The organism is Bradyrhizobium sp. USDA3516 (assembly GCF_057651995.1).
Genome location: NZ_JBYGYN010000007.1, coordinates 376221 through 391756 on the forward strand (window position 1 = coordinate 376221; position 15536 = coordinate 391756).

At 66.5% G+C, this 15536-nt stretch carries 14 protein-coding genes and 1 tRNA gene; 13 read left to right on the top strand and 2 right to left on the bottom strand.

Annotated features, from left to right (window positions below):
* Nucleotides 1-105 precede the first annotated feature (105 nt).
* The 5 genes from AC24YW_RS23500 to AC24YW_RS23520 all read left to right on the top strand — a co-directional run bounded on the left by AC24YW_RS23500 (nt 106) and on the right by AC24YW_RS23520 (nt 4713).
* Nucleotides 106-852, top strand: a complete 747-nt coding sequence (locus AC24YW_RS23500; protein ID WP_487484920.1) for a uroporphyrinogen-III synthase — start codon at nt 106-108, stop codon at nt 850-852.
* Nucleotides 853-915: 63 nt separating this feature from the next.
* Nucleotides 916-2148, top strand: coding sequence for a COG4223 family protein (locus AC24YW_RS23505; RefSeq protein WP_487484921.1), 1233 nt, complete (start codon nt 916-918; stop codon nt 2146-2148).
* Nucleotides 2149-2183: 35 nt separating this feature from the next.
* Nucleotides 2184-3992 (top strand): heme biosynthesis HemY N-terminal domain-containing protein, encoded by a 1809-nt coding sequence (locus AC24YW_RS23510; RefSeq protein ID WP_487484922.1) that lies wholly within the window; start codon nt 2184-2186, stop codon nt 3990-3992.
* A 99-nt stretch (nt 3993-4091) separates the two neighbouring features.
* A tRNA-Thr gene (locus AC24YW_RS23515) sits at nt 4092-4167 on the top strand.
* Nucleotides 4168-4320: 153 nt separating this feature from the next.
* Nucleotides 4321-4713, top strand: a complete 393-nt coding sequence (locus AC24YW_RS23520) for a hypothetical protein (RefSeq protein WP_487484923.1) — start codon at nt 4321-4323, stop codon at nt 4711-4713.
* A gap of 73 nt (nt 4714-4786) precedes the next feature.
* Here the strand turns inward: AC24YW_RS23520 and AC24YW_RS23525 are convergent, their stop codons facing one another.
* Entirely contained in the window at nt 4787-5842 is a 1056-nt protein-coding gene (locus AC24YW_RS23525) for a polysaccharide deacetylase family protein (protein WP_487484924.1), read from the bottom strand.
* A gap of 251 nt (nt 5843-6093) precedes the next feature.
* Between AC24YW_RS23525 and AC24YW_RS23530 the strand changes: the two genes are divergently transcribed.
* Nucleotides 6094-6387: a hypothetical protein gene (locus AC24YW_RS23530; protein ID WP_487484925.1), complete on the top strand. Its 294-nt coding sequence runs from the start codon at nt 6094-6096 to the stop codon at nt 6385-6387.
* A 170-nt stretch (nt 6388-6557) separates the two neighbouring features.
* A complete protein-coding gene (locus AC24YW_RS23535) occupies nt 6558-6773 on the top strand; it encodes a hypothetical protein (protein ID WP_487484926.1) in 216 nt (71 codons plus the stop codon).
* Nucleotides 6774-6826: 53 nt separating this feature from the next.
* Here AC24YW_RS23535 and AC24YW_RS23540 read toward each other — a convergent pair whose 3' ends face one another.
* On the bottom strand, nt 6827-8515 hold the full coding sequence (locus AC24YW_RS23540; protein WP_487484927.1) for an MFS transporter: 1689 nt from the start codon (nt 8513-8515) through the stop codon (nt 6827-6829).
* Between the two features lie 137 nt (nt 8516-8652).
* On the opposite strand from AC24YW_RS23540, the gene AC24YW_RS23545 reads away from it, so the two are divergent.
* The 6 genes from AC24YW_RS23545 (at nt 8653) to AC24YW_RS23570 (ending at nt 15484) form a co-directional block, all read left to right on the top strand.
* On the top strand, nt 8653-10026 hold the full coding sequence (locus AC24YW_RS23545) for a hydrolase (protein WP_487484928.1): 1374 nt from the start codon (nt 8653-8655) through the stop codon (nt 10024-10026).
* Between the two features lie 35 nt (nt 10027-10061).
* Nucleotides 10062-11432, top strand: coding sequence for a cytochrome P450 (locus tag AC24YW_RS23550; RefSeq protein WP_487484929.1), 1371 nt, complete (start codon nt 10062-10064; stop codon nt 11430-11432).
* 50 nt (nt 11433-11482) lie between these two features.
* Entirely contained in the window at nt 11483-12892 is a 1410-nt protein-coding gene (locus AC24YW_RS23555) for a DUF5939 domain-containing protein (RefSeq protein ID WP_487484930.1), read from the top strand.
* Nucleotides 12893-13069: 177 nt separating this feature from the next.
* Nucleotides 13070-13591 (top strand): tellurite resistance TerB family protein, encoded by a 522-nt coding sequence (locus tag AC24YW_RS23560; protein ID WP_487484931.1) that lies wholly within the window; start codon nt 13070-13072, stop codon nt 13589-13591.
* A 188-nt stretch (nt 13592-13779) separates the two neighbouring features.
* Complete coding sequence (locus AC24YW_RS23565) at nt 13780-14559, top strand: SDR family NAD(P)-dependent oxidoreductase (RefSeq protein WP_487484932.1); 780 nt, start codon at nt 13780-13782, stop codon at nt 14557-14559.
* A 130-nt stretch (nt 14560-14689) separates the two neighbouring features.
* Entirely contained in the window at nt 14690-15484 is a 795-nt protein-coding gene (locus AC24YW_RS23570; RefSeq protein ID WP_487484933.1) for a glutamine amidotransferase, read from the top strand.
* Nucleotides 15485-15536 lie beyond the last annotated feature (52 nt).

Consider the following 15536-nt stretch of genomic DNA (forward strand, 5'->3'; position numbering starts at 1 on the left):
AGAGTTCTGGTACGTCCGGTAGCATCCCGGGGTCGGCTTGCGCAATCGTCACGCGCAGCCGTTCTGGTCGATGCGTCACCGCCAAATGGTCCGGGAACAGCAGCGATGTCCATTCTTGTCACACGGCCGCATCCAGACAATGCGGCGACGGCGGACAAGCTGCGCACGCGCGGGCATGCGGTACTGCTTGCGCCGGCGCTCAAGCTCGAGCCGGTCGCCTTCCAAGGCGAGAGCGAAGTTTCTTATGATGCCGTTCTCGTCACCTCGGCCAATGCGATCCGCGCTATAGCGTCGCAATTGCCGGACCAAGGTCTGCTGGAGCTGCCTTTGTTCGCGGTCGGCGAGCATACGGCTGCAACGGCGCGCGAGGCCGGCTTTGCCGAGGTGATCGTCGCCGGGGGCGACGCCGCGTCCTTGCGCGACAAGGTGATGCAGAGCGCGCGCGCCAAGGTGCTGAAGAAAAGCAGCACGCTGCTGTATCTCGTCGGCGCGGATCTGTCGCGCGACCTCGGCGGCGAGCTCGGTGCGGAAGGTTTCCGCGTGGTGACGCGGACGACCTACCGCATGGCGCCGGTGAAGCATCTGCCGCGCGAGGTCTGCGAAGGCTTTGTCGCCCATGGGATCGAGGCGGTGCTGCACTACTCCCGGCGTAGCGCACGTGCGTTCCTCGATGCGGCGCGGGACGAAGGTGTCGAAATTTCGGCGCTGGCGATCCCGCATTGCTGCCTGTCCGAGACCGTTGCGGGCGTGCTGCGCGATGCCGGCGCGTCACAGGTTCTGGTGGCCGCAACGCCGGACGAAACTACCTTGTTCGACACCTTGGAGCGTGCGTTGCGCACCCGTTTGGCGTAAAGGTCGGGCCGAATCCGACGCAATCTTATCCACCCTGGTATGGAAGTGTGAGGAACCGTCACGATGGCCGACGACAAGCCTGAAGACGCTGGATTGGCGCCCGATCCGGGTCGTGCCAAGCGCACCCCGCCCACCATCGACCTCGAGGCGACGGCAGTCTCGACCCAGCCGCAGCAGGTCGCCGGCGAGCCCGAGGCGTCCGAGCATGTCGCGCTGGAGCAGGCCAGGGTGGAAGAGCCCGGGTCGGAACAGGTCAAGGCCGAGCCTCAGTCCGAACCGGCAGAGCAGCAGGCCTCCGCGGCGGCGCCTGTATCGGCGCCGATTTCCCCCTGGGTCATTGCGCCGTTCTCGGGCGCTGCCGCGGCTGCGGTCGTGATCGCGGTCGGCTGGATGCTGGGCTGGCCCGCGGTGCAGGACCCGCCGGCCGCGCCGCAGGTCACCAGTGCGACCGTCGATGCGCTGAGCGGACGCGTTGCCGCGGTCGAAGCCAGGGCCGCGAGGCCCGCGGCCGATCCGGCCCAGGTCGCGAGAATCGATGCATTGGAGAAAGCGGCGAGCGCGCTGCGCGGCGACATCGCCAACTTGCGCGCACAATTCGACAAGACCTCGAGCGCGCTGAACGATGCGAAATCCGCAGCCCCGAGTGCCGCGCCCGATCTTGCCGCGCTCACCGACCGCATCGCTCAGCTCGAGCGCGCCAGCAAGTCCGAGCGGGCCGAGCTTGCGCAGCAAAGCGAGAAGATCGCCGAGGCCAAGATCGAAGCCAAGACGATGGACGACAAGCCGCTCCGCTATGTGGTGGCGGCGTCCCTGCTCGACGTCGCCGTTCGTCACGGCGATCCCTATCAATCGCAACTGGCGGCGGCGCGGTCGCTGACGGCGAAGTCCGACATGCTCAAGCCGCTCGAGGCGTTTGCATCTTCCGGCATCCCGACGGCAGCGGCGCTGAGCCGCGAGCTCCTCAATATCGTGCCGAAGCTGTCGCCGCCGGCTGAAGCTCCGTCGAGCGAGGCCGGCATCGTCGAGCGGCTCCAGGCGGGCGCGTCGAAGCTGGTGCGGATCGAGCGCACCGACGGCGTCGGCAACGATCGCGGTGCCATCGTGGCGCGGGTGGCGGCGGCGGCGCTGCGCAACGACTTCGCCGAGGCGCGGCGCGAGCTGAAGACGCTGCCCGAGGCTGATCGCGCCGCGGCGCAGGTCTGGCTCGCCAAGGCCGATGCCCGCGACGCCGCGCTCGCCGCGTCGCGCAAATTCGCTGACGACGCCATGGCGGATCTCGCCAAATCTACTCAATAAGATTCGCGCAACAATCGGCGCGTATAGGGATCGCCATGCTTCGCATCATCCTCTTTCTCGTCTTGATCGCACTGGCGGCGGCCGGCGCGGCCTGGGTTGCCGACCAGCCCGGCGATCTCGTCCTGACCGCGGGCAGTTTCCGCATCTCGACGACGCTGCCGAGGTTCGTTTTCTTGCTCGGCCTCTTCGCCGCGTCGGTCGTGCTGGTCTGGAGCATCCTGACGACGATCTGGCGCATGCCAGGGCGCATGCGCCGCCGCCGTCATGACAAGCGCCATGCCCGCGGCCGTCATGCCATCACCCATGGCCTGCTCGCGATCGGCCACGGCGATTCCGCGCTCGCGCGCCGGCACGCCGAGGCGGCGCGGCGGCATGCACCGAACGATCCGCTCGCGCTGCTTCTGCACGCGCAGTCGGCGCAGCTCGAAGGCAACCGCGACGAGGCGCAGCGCGTCTTCCGCAGCATGGCCGAGCGCGAGGATACGCGGCTGCTCGGCCTGCGCGGTCTCTTCATCGAGGCGCAGCGCGCCGACGATGCGGTCGGTGCCGTGATGATCGCGGAGGAAGCGGTCAAGCTGTCGCCGTCTGCGACCTGGGCCTCGCACGCGGTGCTCGGCTTCCGCTGCGCGCGCGGCGACTGGAGCGGCGCGCTCGCGATCCTCGATTCAAATCTGTCCGCGGGCCTGATCGACAAGCAGACCTATCGACGGCAACGCGGTGTGCTGCTCGCCGCGCGTGCGCTGGAGCTGGAAACGATGGACCGCGACGTCGCGCGCGAGAGCGTGATGGAGGCGGTCAAGCTCGCGCCGACCCTGGTGCCGGCGGCGGTGCTGGCGGCAAAATTCGAGAGCGAGGCGCATCAGGTGCGCCGCGCCATGAAGCTGGTGGAAGCCGCCTGGCTCGCCAATCCGCATCCGGATCTCGCGGATGCCTATGCGCATGTGAAGCTCGGCGATTCCGCATGGCACCGCTTGCAGCGGGTGGAGACCCTCGCCGCGAAGACCCCCGCCGACAAGCCCGGTTATGTCGAAGGGCAGCTCGCGATCGCGCGCGCTGCGATCGAGGCCTCGGAGTTCGCCCGCGCGCGCGAGGTGCTCGCGCCTTATCTCAAGGATCCGACCCAGCGCGTCGCGCTGATGATGGCTGAGCTCGAGCGCACCGAGCATGGTGACGGCGGCCGCGCTCGCGCCTGGACCTTGCGCGCGGTGCGCGCCCGCCTTGATCCCGCCTGGACCGCGGACGGCTATGTCAGCGACCGCTGGCGTCCGGTCTCCCCGGTCACCGGCCGCCTCGATGCGTTCCAATGGCAGACACCGGTCGCGAGCCTGCCCTCGGACAAGGGCCCCACGCTCGAATCTTCGGCCTTCGAGGAAGCCATGCTGGCCGCCCCGCCGCCGAAGCGGGTGACGGCGGCTCCCAGCGAAGCCGCGGTGGAACCGTCGGAGGTGGCCCCAGCGGCCCCGGCCGCGCAGGACAATTCACCGCCTCAGGTCAAGGACGCCACCAAGGACGCCGCGAAGGAAGTTGCCAAGGACGCTGGGGAGCAAACTGCGAAGGCCGACGAGCCGGCCGTGGCGTCCGCCGAACCGGCAAATCCGGCTCCGGCGCCTGCCGAATCATCGCCGCCGGCCGCAACGCCGGTCTTCCGAACCCGGGCTGACCTCGGTAGGCCCGCCTCGGCGCCGATCCAGACCGTCATCCCGATCGTCCGTGCACCCGATGATCCCGGGATCGACGACGATGGCCCGAACGATGAATTTGCGGAACAAATCGGCACGCCCAAAGCCCATGCAAAGGCCCAGGCGGGCGGCTGGCGCGGCTTCTGGTCCCGCTGGGGCGCGTGAGCCGCATTTCGCCCCCGGCTTGTCCTTGCCAATTCGGGCCATGCCCGATATCAGGAGCGCGCGTATCGGGGCCGGCATTGCTTTGGTCCCGGCAGGTTGGCCGCAATAGCTCAGTCGGTAGAGCACGTCATTCGTAATGACGGGGTCGGGGGTTCGAATCCCTCTTGCGGCACCAGCGCCCCGGTTCATCCGATCATCCGATCCCCAAGCGCTCCGATCGACCAGGCATCAGCCTGCATCAGGGCTCGCTCGGCTGCGTGATCGCGATCACATAATCGCAGACATGGCTCCCCTAACGTCCTGTCACGCCAACACGGGGAGACTTCACATGCGCAAGATCATTCTGATTGCCGCGATGCTCCTGGCTTCTGCCTCCGCCCAGGCGGGCGGGTCGCGCGGTCTGTCGCTGGCCGCGGCGGGAGAACAGGCCGTCGCTTCACAAACCACGACGCCGGCGAGCGCGGTGACGATGCAGGTGAGCGAAGCCGCGCCGGCCACCGAGGCTCCGAAATATTCCGATCGTCCGCCGGCAGTGTCACTCTCCGCACCCGCTACGGCGACCACTCCGGCGGTGACCACACCGGCGACGACCTCCGCGCCGGTCGCGACCACCAAGCCCGCCGCCAAGACCACTGCAAGGGCGGAGAAGCCGAAGCCCAAGCGCAGCTGGACCGAGCGCCGCATCATCAGCGAGCTGCATCGGCACGGCATCTACTGGTAGGCACTTCCTCTGCTTCAAAAGCAAATGGCCGGGCGAGAGCCCGGCCATGATTCGTTTGAAGCGATGGTGGCGCTTACTGCGAGATCGTCTGCACGACACTCGCGATCGGGCGCGTGTTCGTGCCTGCGGTCGGCACCTTCATGTCCTTCATCAGCGCCTCGTCATATTCCGGCAGCGTCTGGAGGCTCGTCTTGGCCTTCATCTGCACGACCTTGTAGCCGCCGGCCTTGAGCCGCGCGAGCAGCGTCGGCAGGGCGAGGCCCGTGTTCTTCTGGAAGTCGTGCATCAGGATGATGCCCTTGCCGAGCTTGTCCAGCCTTGTCATCACGGTCTCGACGATCTTCTCCGGCGTCGCGCCCTTCCTGAAGTCGAAGGAGTCGATCTCGGTCGAGAACATCGCGACGTTGCGGGTGCCGAAATAGCTCACCATCGCGGGATTGTGCTGAAGCTGCGGAAAGCGGAAGAACGGCGCCGGATTGGTGCCGAGCGCGAATTTCACCGCGCTGAAGCCCTTCTCGACCTCGTCCTTGACCTGCTGCTCGGTCAGCTTCTTGCTGTTCAGATTGACATGCGACCAGGTGTGCGTGCCCACCGTGTGGCCCTGGGCCAGCACCTGCTTCAGGATCTCCGGATGGTAGGTCGCGTGCTTGCCGACCGAGAAGAACAGGCCCTTGGTGCATTCTTCCGCGAGCGCCTTCAGCACCGTCGGCGTGTTGACCGGCCACGGACCGTCGTCGAACGTCAGCACGACCTCCTTCTCGGTCAGGAAGTCGAACTGCTTGAAATGCTCGAAGCCGAAGCCGGGGCCACCCGTCGTGTCGATCTCGACGACGCGGGACACACCCAGCGCGTTCGGATTGGCGCAGGCCTGCTTCGGCTGCATCGGCATGACCGGCATGGCGGCAGGTGCTGGAGCTGCTGCGGCCGGCTTGGCCGCGACGGCCGCGGTGGTCTCGACGTCGTCCTTGGCGGCGAGCTTCGCCTGTGCCGGCAATGGGTCGGCGGCACGGGCGGCAACTGTCTTGGGAGCGCCCTGGTCGGCGCGCGCGGAATAATAAAACCAACCGCCGGCGGCGATCACGACCGCCGCAACTACACTGGCCAGCATCAGGCCCAACGCATTACGCATCGCTACTCTTTCCAATTACGCAACCAAACCGGCGGAATTTCCCACGCGACGAGCCATTAATGCGAAGTAAGAGTTAACGTGACACCAACACGACGGCGGTAGCGCAGGAATTTCAGCGTGCTGCGCAAAGTGACCGAGATCACAGAGGGTGGGTCTCCCGTGAGCGTCGTCACAGTGGAAACGGTTTTGCCGGAGCATCGTAGCTCCCATCGACAACGGGCCCGCTGCGGCGGCGCCAATGGGAGCTTCAAATGACCAACTCGTTTACCAGCAAGATCCGCGACACCAGCCTGGCCCTCGGCTTTGCCGCCATCGTCTCGATCGCCTCGACCGGTGCGAGCCTCGCCTTCACAGCCGAGGCGCAGCAGATGTGCACGGGCGATGCCTTCCGTCTCTGCTCGGCGGAGATCCCCAATATCCCGAAGATCACCGCGTGCATGATCAAGCATCGCTCGGACCTGAGCGCCGGCTGTCGCGCGGTGATGGACAAGGACCTTGCCAAGGGCGCCTCGCGCAAGGTCGCTGACGCTCAGGACAAGCAGTAAGAGACGGGCGGCAACGTCGCGATCGTTGCGTCAGTGAGCTCCTCCGCGAGTGCCCCGGCACCAAAGCCGGGGCCAGGCGCCACGTGGCAGCCAGCAACAAAGCCGTTGCAGCCCTGGGATCGTCGCACTAGCTTCGCCCGCACATTATTCCGGGTAAGAGGCGTTCCGCGATGACCAGATTTCTTTTCATCATTCCCTTGCTCCTGTGCGCTTCGGCTGCATCCGCGCAACAGCAGCCCGGCCATGATGCCTGTGCGCGCGACGTCACCCGCTTCTGCCGCGCCGTGATGAACAATGGTGACGGCGCCGTGCTCGCCTGCCTGAAGCAGAACCGCACCCGCCTCAGCAAGGGCTGCGACAAGGTGCTGACGGATCACGGGCAGTGATCGTCATTCCGGGCGCGCCGTTCGGCGCCAACCCGGGAATGACCAAGCAAAACCTACGTACTGCTCCCCGCCGCGGTCGCCACCACCGGCAGCACTTCGCCATCGGCGCGGTCCGGCGTCTCGTCCTTCCAGCGCACCGAACCGAAGGGACGCTCCAGCATGCGGCGGATCCGCACCGGCTCGGGACCGATGTGGAAATCGATCGCCTGCTGATGCAGCGCGCGTTCGGACTGGGTCGAGCGGTTGCGCTGACGCAGATAATCGAACCAGGTCGGGCAGTGATAGCGCTCGGTCCACAGCTCGGGGTCGGCGATGTCGCGCGCGATCGACCAGCCATAGGCGCCGTTGCGCTGGCGCGAGAGCTGCACGTCCTGCATCACGTTGTGGAACGCGCGCGCATTCTCTTGCGCGACCCGGTATTCGATCTCGACCACGAGGGGTCCGCTGCGTCCGGTCAGCGACAGCTTCACCTCGGGATCGGCCAGCATGTCCGCATCCTCGTTGCGGGCACCGACGCGCGGCATCGTGAGCCAGATGCCGAGCAGCGGCGAGATCAGCATCAGGCCCGCCGCCGTCAGCAATGCGATCTCGACGCCGGCATAGTCGGTCAGATGACCCCAGCCCCAGGCGCCAATCGCGATGCCGCCGGCGATCGCGGCCTGGAACGCCGCGAGCGAGCGACCCGCGACCCAGCGCGGCGCCGAGAGCTGCACGCCGATGTTGAATAGCGCGATCGCAGCCATCCAGACCGCGCCGCCCAGCACCAGCGCGGTCGCCGTCAGCACCGGCTCCGTGCTCAGGGCGAGGGCGGCCATCGCGAAGGCCATCGAGATGGTGCAGGCGCGGATCGCGGCCTCGCCGCTCATGCGCTTGCGCAATTCGTGGATGTTGAGTGCGCCGATCACCGCGCCCATGCCAAAGGCGCCAAGCATGATGCCATACATCTGCGCGCCGCCATGCAAAAGGTCGCGCGCGATCAGCGGCATCAGCGCCATCACGGCGCCGCCGATCAGGCCCATCACCAGCGTGCGCAACAGCACGATCTTGATCGGCGGCGAATTCGTGATGTAGCGCACGCCCGAAACCATGGCGCGGTTGAGCTTCTCCCGCGGCAGGCGCGACGCCTCGGTGTTGCGGCGCCAGAGCAGCAGCACCACCAGCAGCGGCAGATAGAGGATCGCATTGCAGGCGAATGCGGCCACCGCGCCGAGCGCGGCGACGATGACGCCGCCGACCGCCGGGCCGAAGCTGCGCGCGATGTTGTAGCTGATGCCGTTCAGCGCCACCGCGGACGCCAATGCCTCGGGCGGCACCTGTTCGCTGACCGAGGACTGCCAGGCCGGGCCGAACAGCGCATTGCCGCTGCCGACGATGAAGCAGAAGGCGAGCAGCAATTCCGGGGTGATCAGGTTGAAGCCTGCCAGCACGGTGAGCGCGCTCGCGCCGATCAGCGCGATCGACAGCGAAATCACGCTGACAATGCGGCGATCATACATGTCGGCGATGGCGCCGGCCGGCATCGAGATCAGCATGATCGGCAGCATCAAGGCGGTCTGCACCAGGGCCACCTTGTCCGCCGAGGCCGCCATCTGCGTCATCGCCCAGGCCGCGCCCACGCCCTGGATCAGGAGGCCGAGATTGGAGAGCAGGCTGGCGAGCCAGATCCGCCGGAACACGGTGTACCGCAGGGGCACAGTGATGCCGTCGGCGGCCATTTTCGGGCGGTTCGGCTGCTCGGTCATATCCCCTTCCATATCGGATGGCAGAAGTGGTCGTGGTGATTCCGGCCAATTCAGTGATGCCCGCGAAAGTCCTTCGCTGTCCAGTGCTTAGGCCGGTATAAGCAGTGCAAAGAGGCAGGCTTGCCGGGGAGGAACAGATGAAGCTGTCGCGGCGGACGATCTTGCAAGGGGCGGCGAGCGTGCCTTTCGCACTTGCGAGCTTACGGACGGGCGCGCTGGCCCAGACAGCGCCCGCCGCCGCGCCCGGCACGGAGCTGCCGCCGATTCTGTTCGTCCATGGCAATGGCGATTACGGCGCGCTCTGGATGACCACCTTGTGGCGGATGGAGTCCAATGGCGTTGCGCGCGATCGCATGATGGCGATCAATTTCACCGATCCGCTGGCGCGCAGCGACGACAAGGTCGAGCAGGCGGGCCGCTCCTCGACCGAGGACCAGCGCCGCGAGCTTGCTGCCGCCATCGCCGAACTGAAGCGCCGCACCGGCGCGCCTCGCGTGGCGCTGGTCGGCAGCTCGCGCGGCGGCAACGCGATCCGCAACGTCATCAAGAACGGTGGCGCCGGCGATGTCAGCCATGCCGTGCTGTGCGGTACGCCCAATCACGGTGTGTTCGCGACCGACGACCAGCCCAACAACGAATTCAACGGCCGCGGCACGTTCCTGCGCAGCCTGAACGAAGGCGAGAGCGAGGTGACGCCGGGCGTGGCCTTCCTCACGCTGCGCAGCGATGGCATGGACAAATTTGCCCAACCCGACGGCCGCTTCATCGGCAAGCCCGGCACCCCGACCAATGTCACCGCCGAAGGGCCGGAGCTGAAGGGTGCCACCAATCTCGTGCTCGGCGCGCTCGACCATCGCGAGGTGGCGTTCCACCCGCGCGCGTTCCGCGAGATCTACAAGTTCATCGCAGGGCGCGAACCTGTGCGCATCGCGATCGTGACGGAGACCAGCGTCGCATTGAGCGGCCTGGTCACCGGCACGCCCGGAGGTGCGCCGACCAATCGCCCGGTCGCGGGTGCAACCGTCGATGTCTTCCGTGTCGATCCTGATACCGGGGAGCGCAAGGGCGGTGCGCTGCACAGCTCGAAGACGGGCTCCGATGGCCGCTGGGGACCGGCGCAGGTCGATCCCGCCTGGTCGCTCGAATTCGTGCTGACCTCGCCGGATGCGCCGACGACGCACATTTATCGCTCGCCCTTCCCGCGCTCGTCCGAGGTCGTGCATCTGCGGCCCGCGCGCCCGCTCGGGCCTGCCGACAAGGACGCCGGCGCCGTCGTGATCATGTCGCGCCCGCGCGGCTATTTCGGCCTGCCGCGCGATGTGGTGTTGCTCGACGGCAAGGAGCCGGCCGACGTCAAGCCGGGCGTGCCCACGGATGCGGCAGCAACCCTGCGGCTTCCGGCCAACGAGGTTGGACGTAACATCGTGGCCCAATTCGGCGAAGAACGGATTGTGGCACGCGCCTGGCCTGCGTCCGAGAATCGGATTGCCATCGCCGAGCTGACTTACTAGCTATTTGCCTGGGTCCCATCTTGCGGGAGAGAGCCATGAATATCGCCAGCGTGCGTCGGCCCATCATCCCTCCGGCTCCCCCGCGAGCGCCTGACGATATGTCGTTCTTCGCCCGGCTCGCGGTCATCAGGCAGAACATGATCGCGACCTGGGGACAACGCGCCTATGAGGAAGAGGTCATCCCGGGCCGCTTCATCTTCCGCAACAGCTTCATCCTGAACCAGCCGGACGCGATCCGGCACGTGTTGCTCAGCAATTACGAGAACTACACGCGCACGCCGGCCGGCATCCGCATGCTGCGTCCCGTGCTCGGCGACGGCCTTCTGATCGCGGAAGGTCATTCCTGGACGTTCCAGCGCCGCACGCTGGCGCCGGCCTTCACGCCGCGTGCAACTGCGAACCTCGTTCCGCATATGACGGCGTTGCTCGACGAGACCATCATCAAGCTGGACGCGCAAACCGGCGAGCCGGTCGACCTGCGCGCGATCATGCAGCGTATGACGCTCGAGATCGCCGGGCGCACGATGTTCTCGTTCGGCATGGACCAGCACGGCGCGACCCTGCGGAACTTCATCATGGAATATGCCGCGCGGTTGGGGCGTCCCTATTTCCTCGACATGGTGCTGCCGGTGTCCTGGCCGAGCCCGATGGATTTTGCTCGCGCCCGTTTCCGCAAGCGCTGGACCGAGTTCGTGGCGATGCTGATCGCCGAGCGGCGTAAGGCGGGCAAGAAGGACGGCGCGCCGCCGCGCGATTTGTTCGATCTCATGGACGAGGCGCGCGATCCTGAAACCGGCCAGGGCTTCTCGGACGAGCAGCTCGTCGACGAGGTCGCGACCATGATCCTCGCCGGTCACGAGACCACCGCGACGGCGCTGTTCTGGGCGCTCTACCTGCTCGCGCTCGATCCTGATACGCAGGAGGAGGTGGCGTCCGAAACCCGCGGCGAGCACCTCGACAGCATGGCCGACATCGATCGCCAGAAATTCACGCGCGCGGTGATCGACGAGACCATGCGGCTCTATCCGCCGGCCTTCCTGGTCGCGCGTGCCGCGCGCGACAAGGACAACGCCGCGGGCGTCGAGATCGGCAAGGGCGACATCATCATGATCGCGCCCTGGCTCTTGCACCGGCACGAGAAGCTGTGGGATCAGCCGAACGCATTCATTCCAAAACGCTTCATGTCGAAGGAGGCGCCGGACCGTTTTGCCTACCTGCCGTTCGGCGCAGGTCCGCGCGTCTGCATCGGCGCGCCGTTTGCCCAGGCCGAATCCGTGCTGGCGCTGGCGCGGCTGATCGGAGCGTTCCGCATCGAGCTCGCCGACCCCGCGACCCCCGTGTTCCCGCTCGGCGTCGTCACGACACAGCCGGACCACTCACCCTTGTTCCGCATCACGCGTCGGTGACAGGCGTGCGTCTGGCCGCTGCCGTGACCCACGCTAGATAGAGTTTCGCCATGAGCGACATCCAGGCCCAGTTCTCCGTTTTGAAGCAGACCGCCGATCCCAAGGTGGTCGATGCGATTGCGCGTCTCATCGAGGATGGCGAGGATCACGAGCTCAACCGCGTCAACGTGCTCGATTTCTCCACGCAGAATGGCCTCGACGAGGAGCGCGTGATCTCGGCCTTCCTGCATTCGGCGCGGCTCGGCCTGTTCGACCTCGGCTGGAACGTGCTGTGCCCGGGCTGCGGCGGCGTATTGGGCGCGCATTCGACGCTGAAGGCGCTCAAGCCGGACGATTATCACTGCGCGCTCTGCGCCTGTGGCTACAAGGCCTCGGTCGACGACCAGGTCGAGGTCTCCTTCACCGTGAACCCGCGCGTTCGGCGCATTGCGGCGCATGACCCCGACACGCTTCCGGTCTGGGACTATTTCAAGCAGGTGTTCTGGAGCTCCGGCGTCGACTTCAACAAGGACTCCTTTGCGACGCTCGCGAACGAGGTGACGCTCGACACGATGGAGCTGCCGGCGGGCGAGAAGGCGACCATGTCACTGCAGCTGCCGAGCGACTTCGTCATCATCTTCGAGCCTGTCACCCACGCCGCGCATTTCATCGACGTCCAGGGCGAGCCGACCAGGGATCGCCAGCAGCTCGCCATCATGTACAACAAGGTGCAGGCCCCGACGGGGACCACGACGATGCGGCCGGGCCCGCTGCGTCTGTCGCTGGAGAACCAGGCCGGCGTGCGCGTGCTGCCCTCGGTCTTCATCGCGTCCGAGGCGCTTCACCATCTCATCGGCAAGCGCAAGCCGTTCCTCACCGCCAAGCGCATGCTGTCGAACCAGACCTTTCGCGACGTCTTCAAGGCGGACAATCTCAGCCTCGATCAGCGGCTTCAGATCACCTCGCTGACCTTCCTGTTCACCGATCTCAAGGGCTCGACCGCGCTCTACGAGCGCGTCGGCGACCTCGCCGCGTTCGATCTCGTGCGCGCGCATTTCCACGCGCTGCTCGAGATCATCTCCTCCGAAAGGGGTGCGGTGGTGAAGACCATCGGCGATGCCGTGATGGCGACCTTCGTCCGTCCCGAGCACGCCATCGTCGCGGGCTTGCGGATGCGCGCGGCCATGGACGAGCTCAACAAGACGCGCGGCACGAGGGACCTCATCGTCAAGATCGGCATCCATGAAGGCCCCTGTCTCGCGGTCATGCTCAACGAGCGGCAGGATTATTTCGGGCAGACCGTCAACATCGCCGCCCGCGTGCAGAGCCTGTCGACCGCGCAGGAGATTCACATCACCGGTCCGGTGCTGGATGCGCCCGCAGTCGCCGAAGTGCTCGAGCAGCGCGCCATCAAGCCGATCCAGAAGCAGGCTGCGCTCCGCGGCATCGCCGACAAGATGGTGGTGTACGAGATACCGTGAGCTTCGAACGGTCATTCCGGGTTCGCGCTGCGCGCGCCCCGGAATGACTGAACGACCATATTGCCGAAACGTAATACGCGCGCGGAACTGACGCACGTTGCGCCGGTTGGGTTTCCTGCTCATATAGTGCTTGTAACGGCCGCGCTCCTTGCGGCGTCATCGATCCCGGTAGGACCCATGCTCGACGGCTTGCGCCAATTCATCGCCGACATCGTCGGTCCCCAAGCCCAGGACCGCGCCTTCGGCGACAGCGATTATCGGCTGGCCGCGACCGCGCTGCTGGTCCATGTGGTCTCACTGGACGGCCAGCCGAGCGCGGCCGAGCAGCGCAAGCTGCACAGCCTGATCGAAAGCCATTTCGGGCTCGACCGCGGCACCGCCGACCGTCTCATCGCCGACGCCACCCAGGTCGAGGGCGAGGCCGTCGACCTCTATCACTTCACCAGCGTCATCATGCGCTCGCTCGACGAAGCGGGTCGCAAGCGGATCGTGCAGATGATGTGGGAGCTGGTCTATGCCGACGGAGAGGTCAGCGAGTTCGAGGACAATGTGGTCTGGCGCGCGTCCGACCTGCTCGGCATCGCCCAGCGCGACCGGATCGAGCTGAAGCACGCAGTTGCGGAGCGTGCCGGTGGCCAGGTCAAGGATCGCGCCGTCGAGCCGGTCCCCGGCGGATTGCCTGGCCTGCGCGCCACATGACGAAACTTTAATATAAGCCCGGCGGTTCCGCGCTTTTGCCGATTCGACTGCAAATACCGGTCTTTCCTGCTTCCCCTGTCGCCCTCACAAGCAGCCATGCCGCCGGCGCCGCTTGCCTGCCGCGCACGGCTTATGCTCTCGTTCTGATATTGCCGGGGCCACAGAGTTCAATTCAAGAGACTTCGATCGTGACTGAGCGGGTAACGTTGATCACCGGTGCCTCGGCGGGCATCGGCATGGAGCTGGCGCGTGTGTTCGCCGCCAATGGACATCGCCTCGCACTGACGGCGAGGCGGGCGGATCGGCTCGAGGTGCTCGCGAACGAGCTCGCCGCCAAGGGTGGCAAGAAGCCGATCGTGATCGCCTGCGATCTCGAGGACCCGCAGGCCGGCGAGAGGATCGCAGCAGCACTTGCCGCCGAAGGCGTCGAGCTCGATCATCTCGTCAACAATGCCGGCTTCGGCGTGTTCGGCGATGCCATCGAGCGCGATCGCGACGCGCAGCTCGGCATCGTCGACGTCAACGTCCGGGCCCTGACGGATCTGTCGCTGCGCTTCGCCGATCAGCTCATCCGGAACAAGGGCGGTCTTCTCAATGTCGGCTCGGTCGCAGGCTTCCTGCCCGGCCCCGGCATGGCCGTGTACTACGCGTCAAAGGCCTATGTGATCTCCTTTACCGAAGCATTGCGGGCGGAGCTCGCGCCCCGCGGCGTCCGCGTCACCGTACTTTGCCCGGGCCCGGTGCCCACGGAATTCCAGGCCCGCGCCGGCGTTGGATCGCAACACGACACGGCCGCTCTCCATGTCTCAGCCGACCAAGTTGCGCGGGAGGCGTATCGCGGTCTGAAGGCCAACAAACGGGCAGTGCTGCCGGGTCTCGGCATCAAGATTGTGCCGTTCGCGCTGCGCTTCTTCCCACGCGGCTTTATTCTGGCCGCCACCAGCCGGTTCCAGCGGCAGCGGCGCTGAACGCCGCCGCCCGCGTCCGTAGTGGCCCGGAGCTTGCTTCAAGCACGAGGGCGTGTGTGCGCAAACTCACACGATGTTAACCGTCGCTTAGTTATGCTGGCGGTCTGAACCGATAGCACTCGCAGAGGCCATGTCGTTCCGGACGGACAGGTTTGGTGGCGCAGAGGTGGTCGCCTTCCCACAGAGGGCGACGAGCGCCGCCGCCGCGGACACCCGGCTGCCGGTTCTGATCGTCCTGCATCAGGAATGCTCGACACCCGGCCGCGTCGGCAATGCGTTGCGCGCGCTCGGCCATCGCCTCGACATCCGCCGTCCGCGCTTCGGCGATCCCCTGCCCGAGACGCTCGATCAGCATGCCGGCGCCGTGATCTTCGGCGGGCCGATGAGCGCCAATGATTCCGATGACTACATCCGCCGCGAGATCGACTGGATCGAAATTCCGCTCCGCGAGCAGCGCCCGTTGCTCGGAATTTGCCTGGGTGCGCAGATGCTTGCGATGCAGCTCGGGGCTCGTGTCGCACCGCATGCGCAGGCGCTGACGCAGATCGGGTACTACCCGATCAGGCCGACCGCCGCCGGCCGCGCGCTTTGCCCGGACTGGCCGGCGCAGGTTTATCATTGGCACCGCGAGGGTTTTGAGCTGCCTGAAGGCGCCGACTTGCTCGCCGAAGGCGATGATTTCCCGGTGCAGGCGTTCCGCACCGGCAATGCTTTCGGCGTTCAGTTCCACCCGGACGTGACCTACGCGATGATGTGCCGCTGGACCACGCGCGGCTACGACGGATTCAGCGCGCCCGGTGCGCGCCAGCGTCATCATCATTTCGCGGATCGCGCCGTCTACGACGTCGCCGAACGCGCCTGGCTCGATCATTTCCTCGACGGCTGGCTGGAGCGCCGGCCGGTGCTGGCGCAAGCCGCCGAGTGATCGCGTCTTCGCAGGTCCTTGGCGCAAGTCCTTGGCGCAAGTCCTTCTCCCA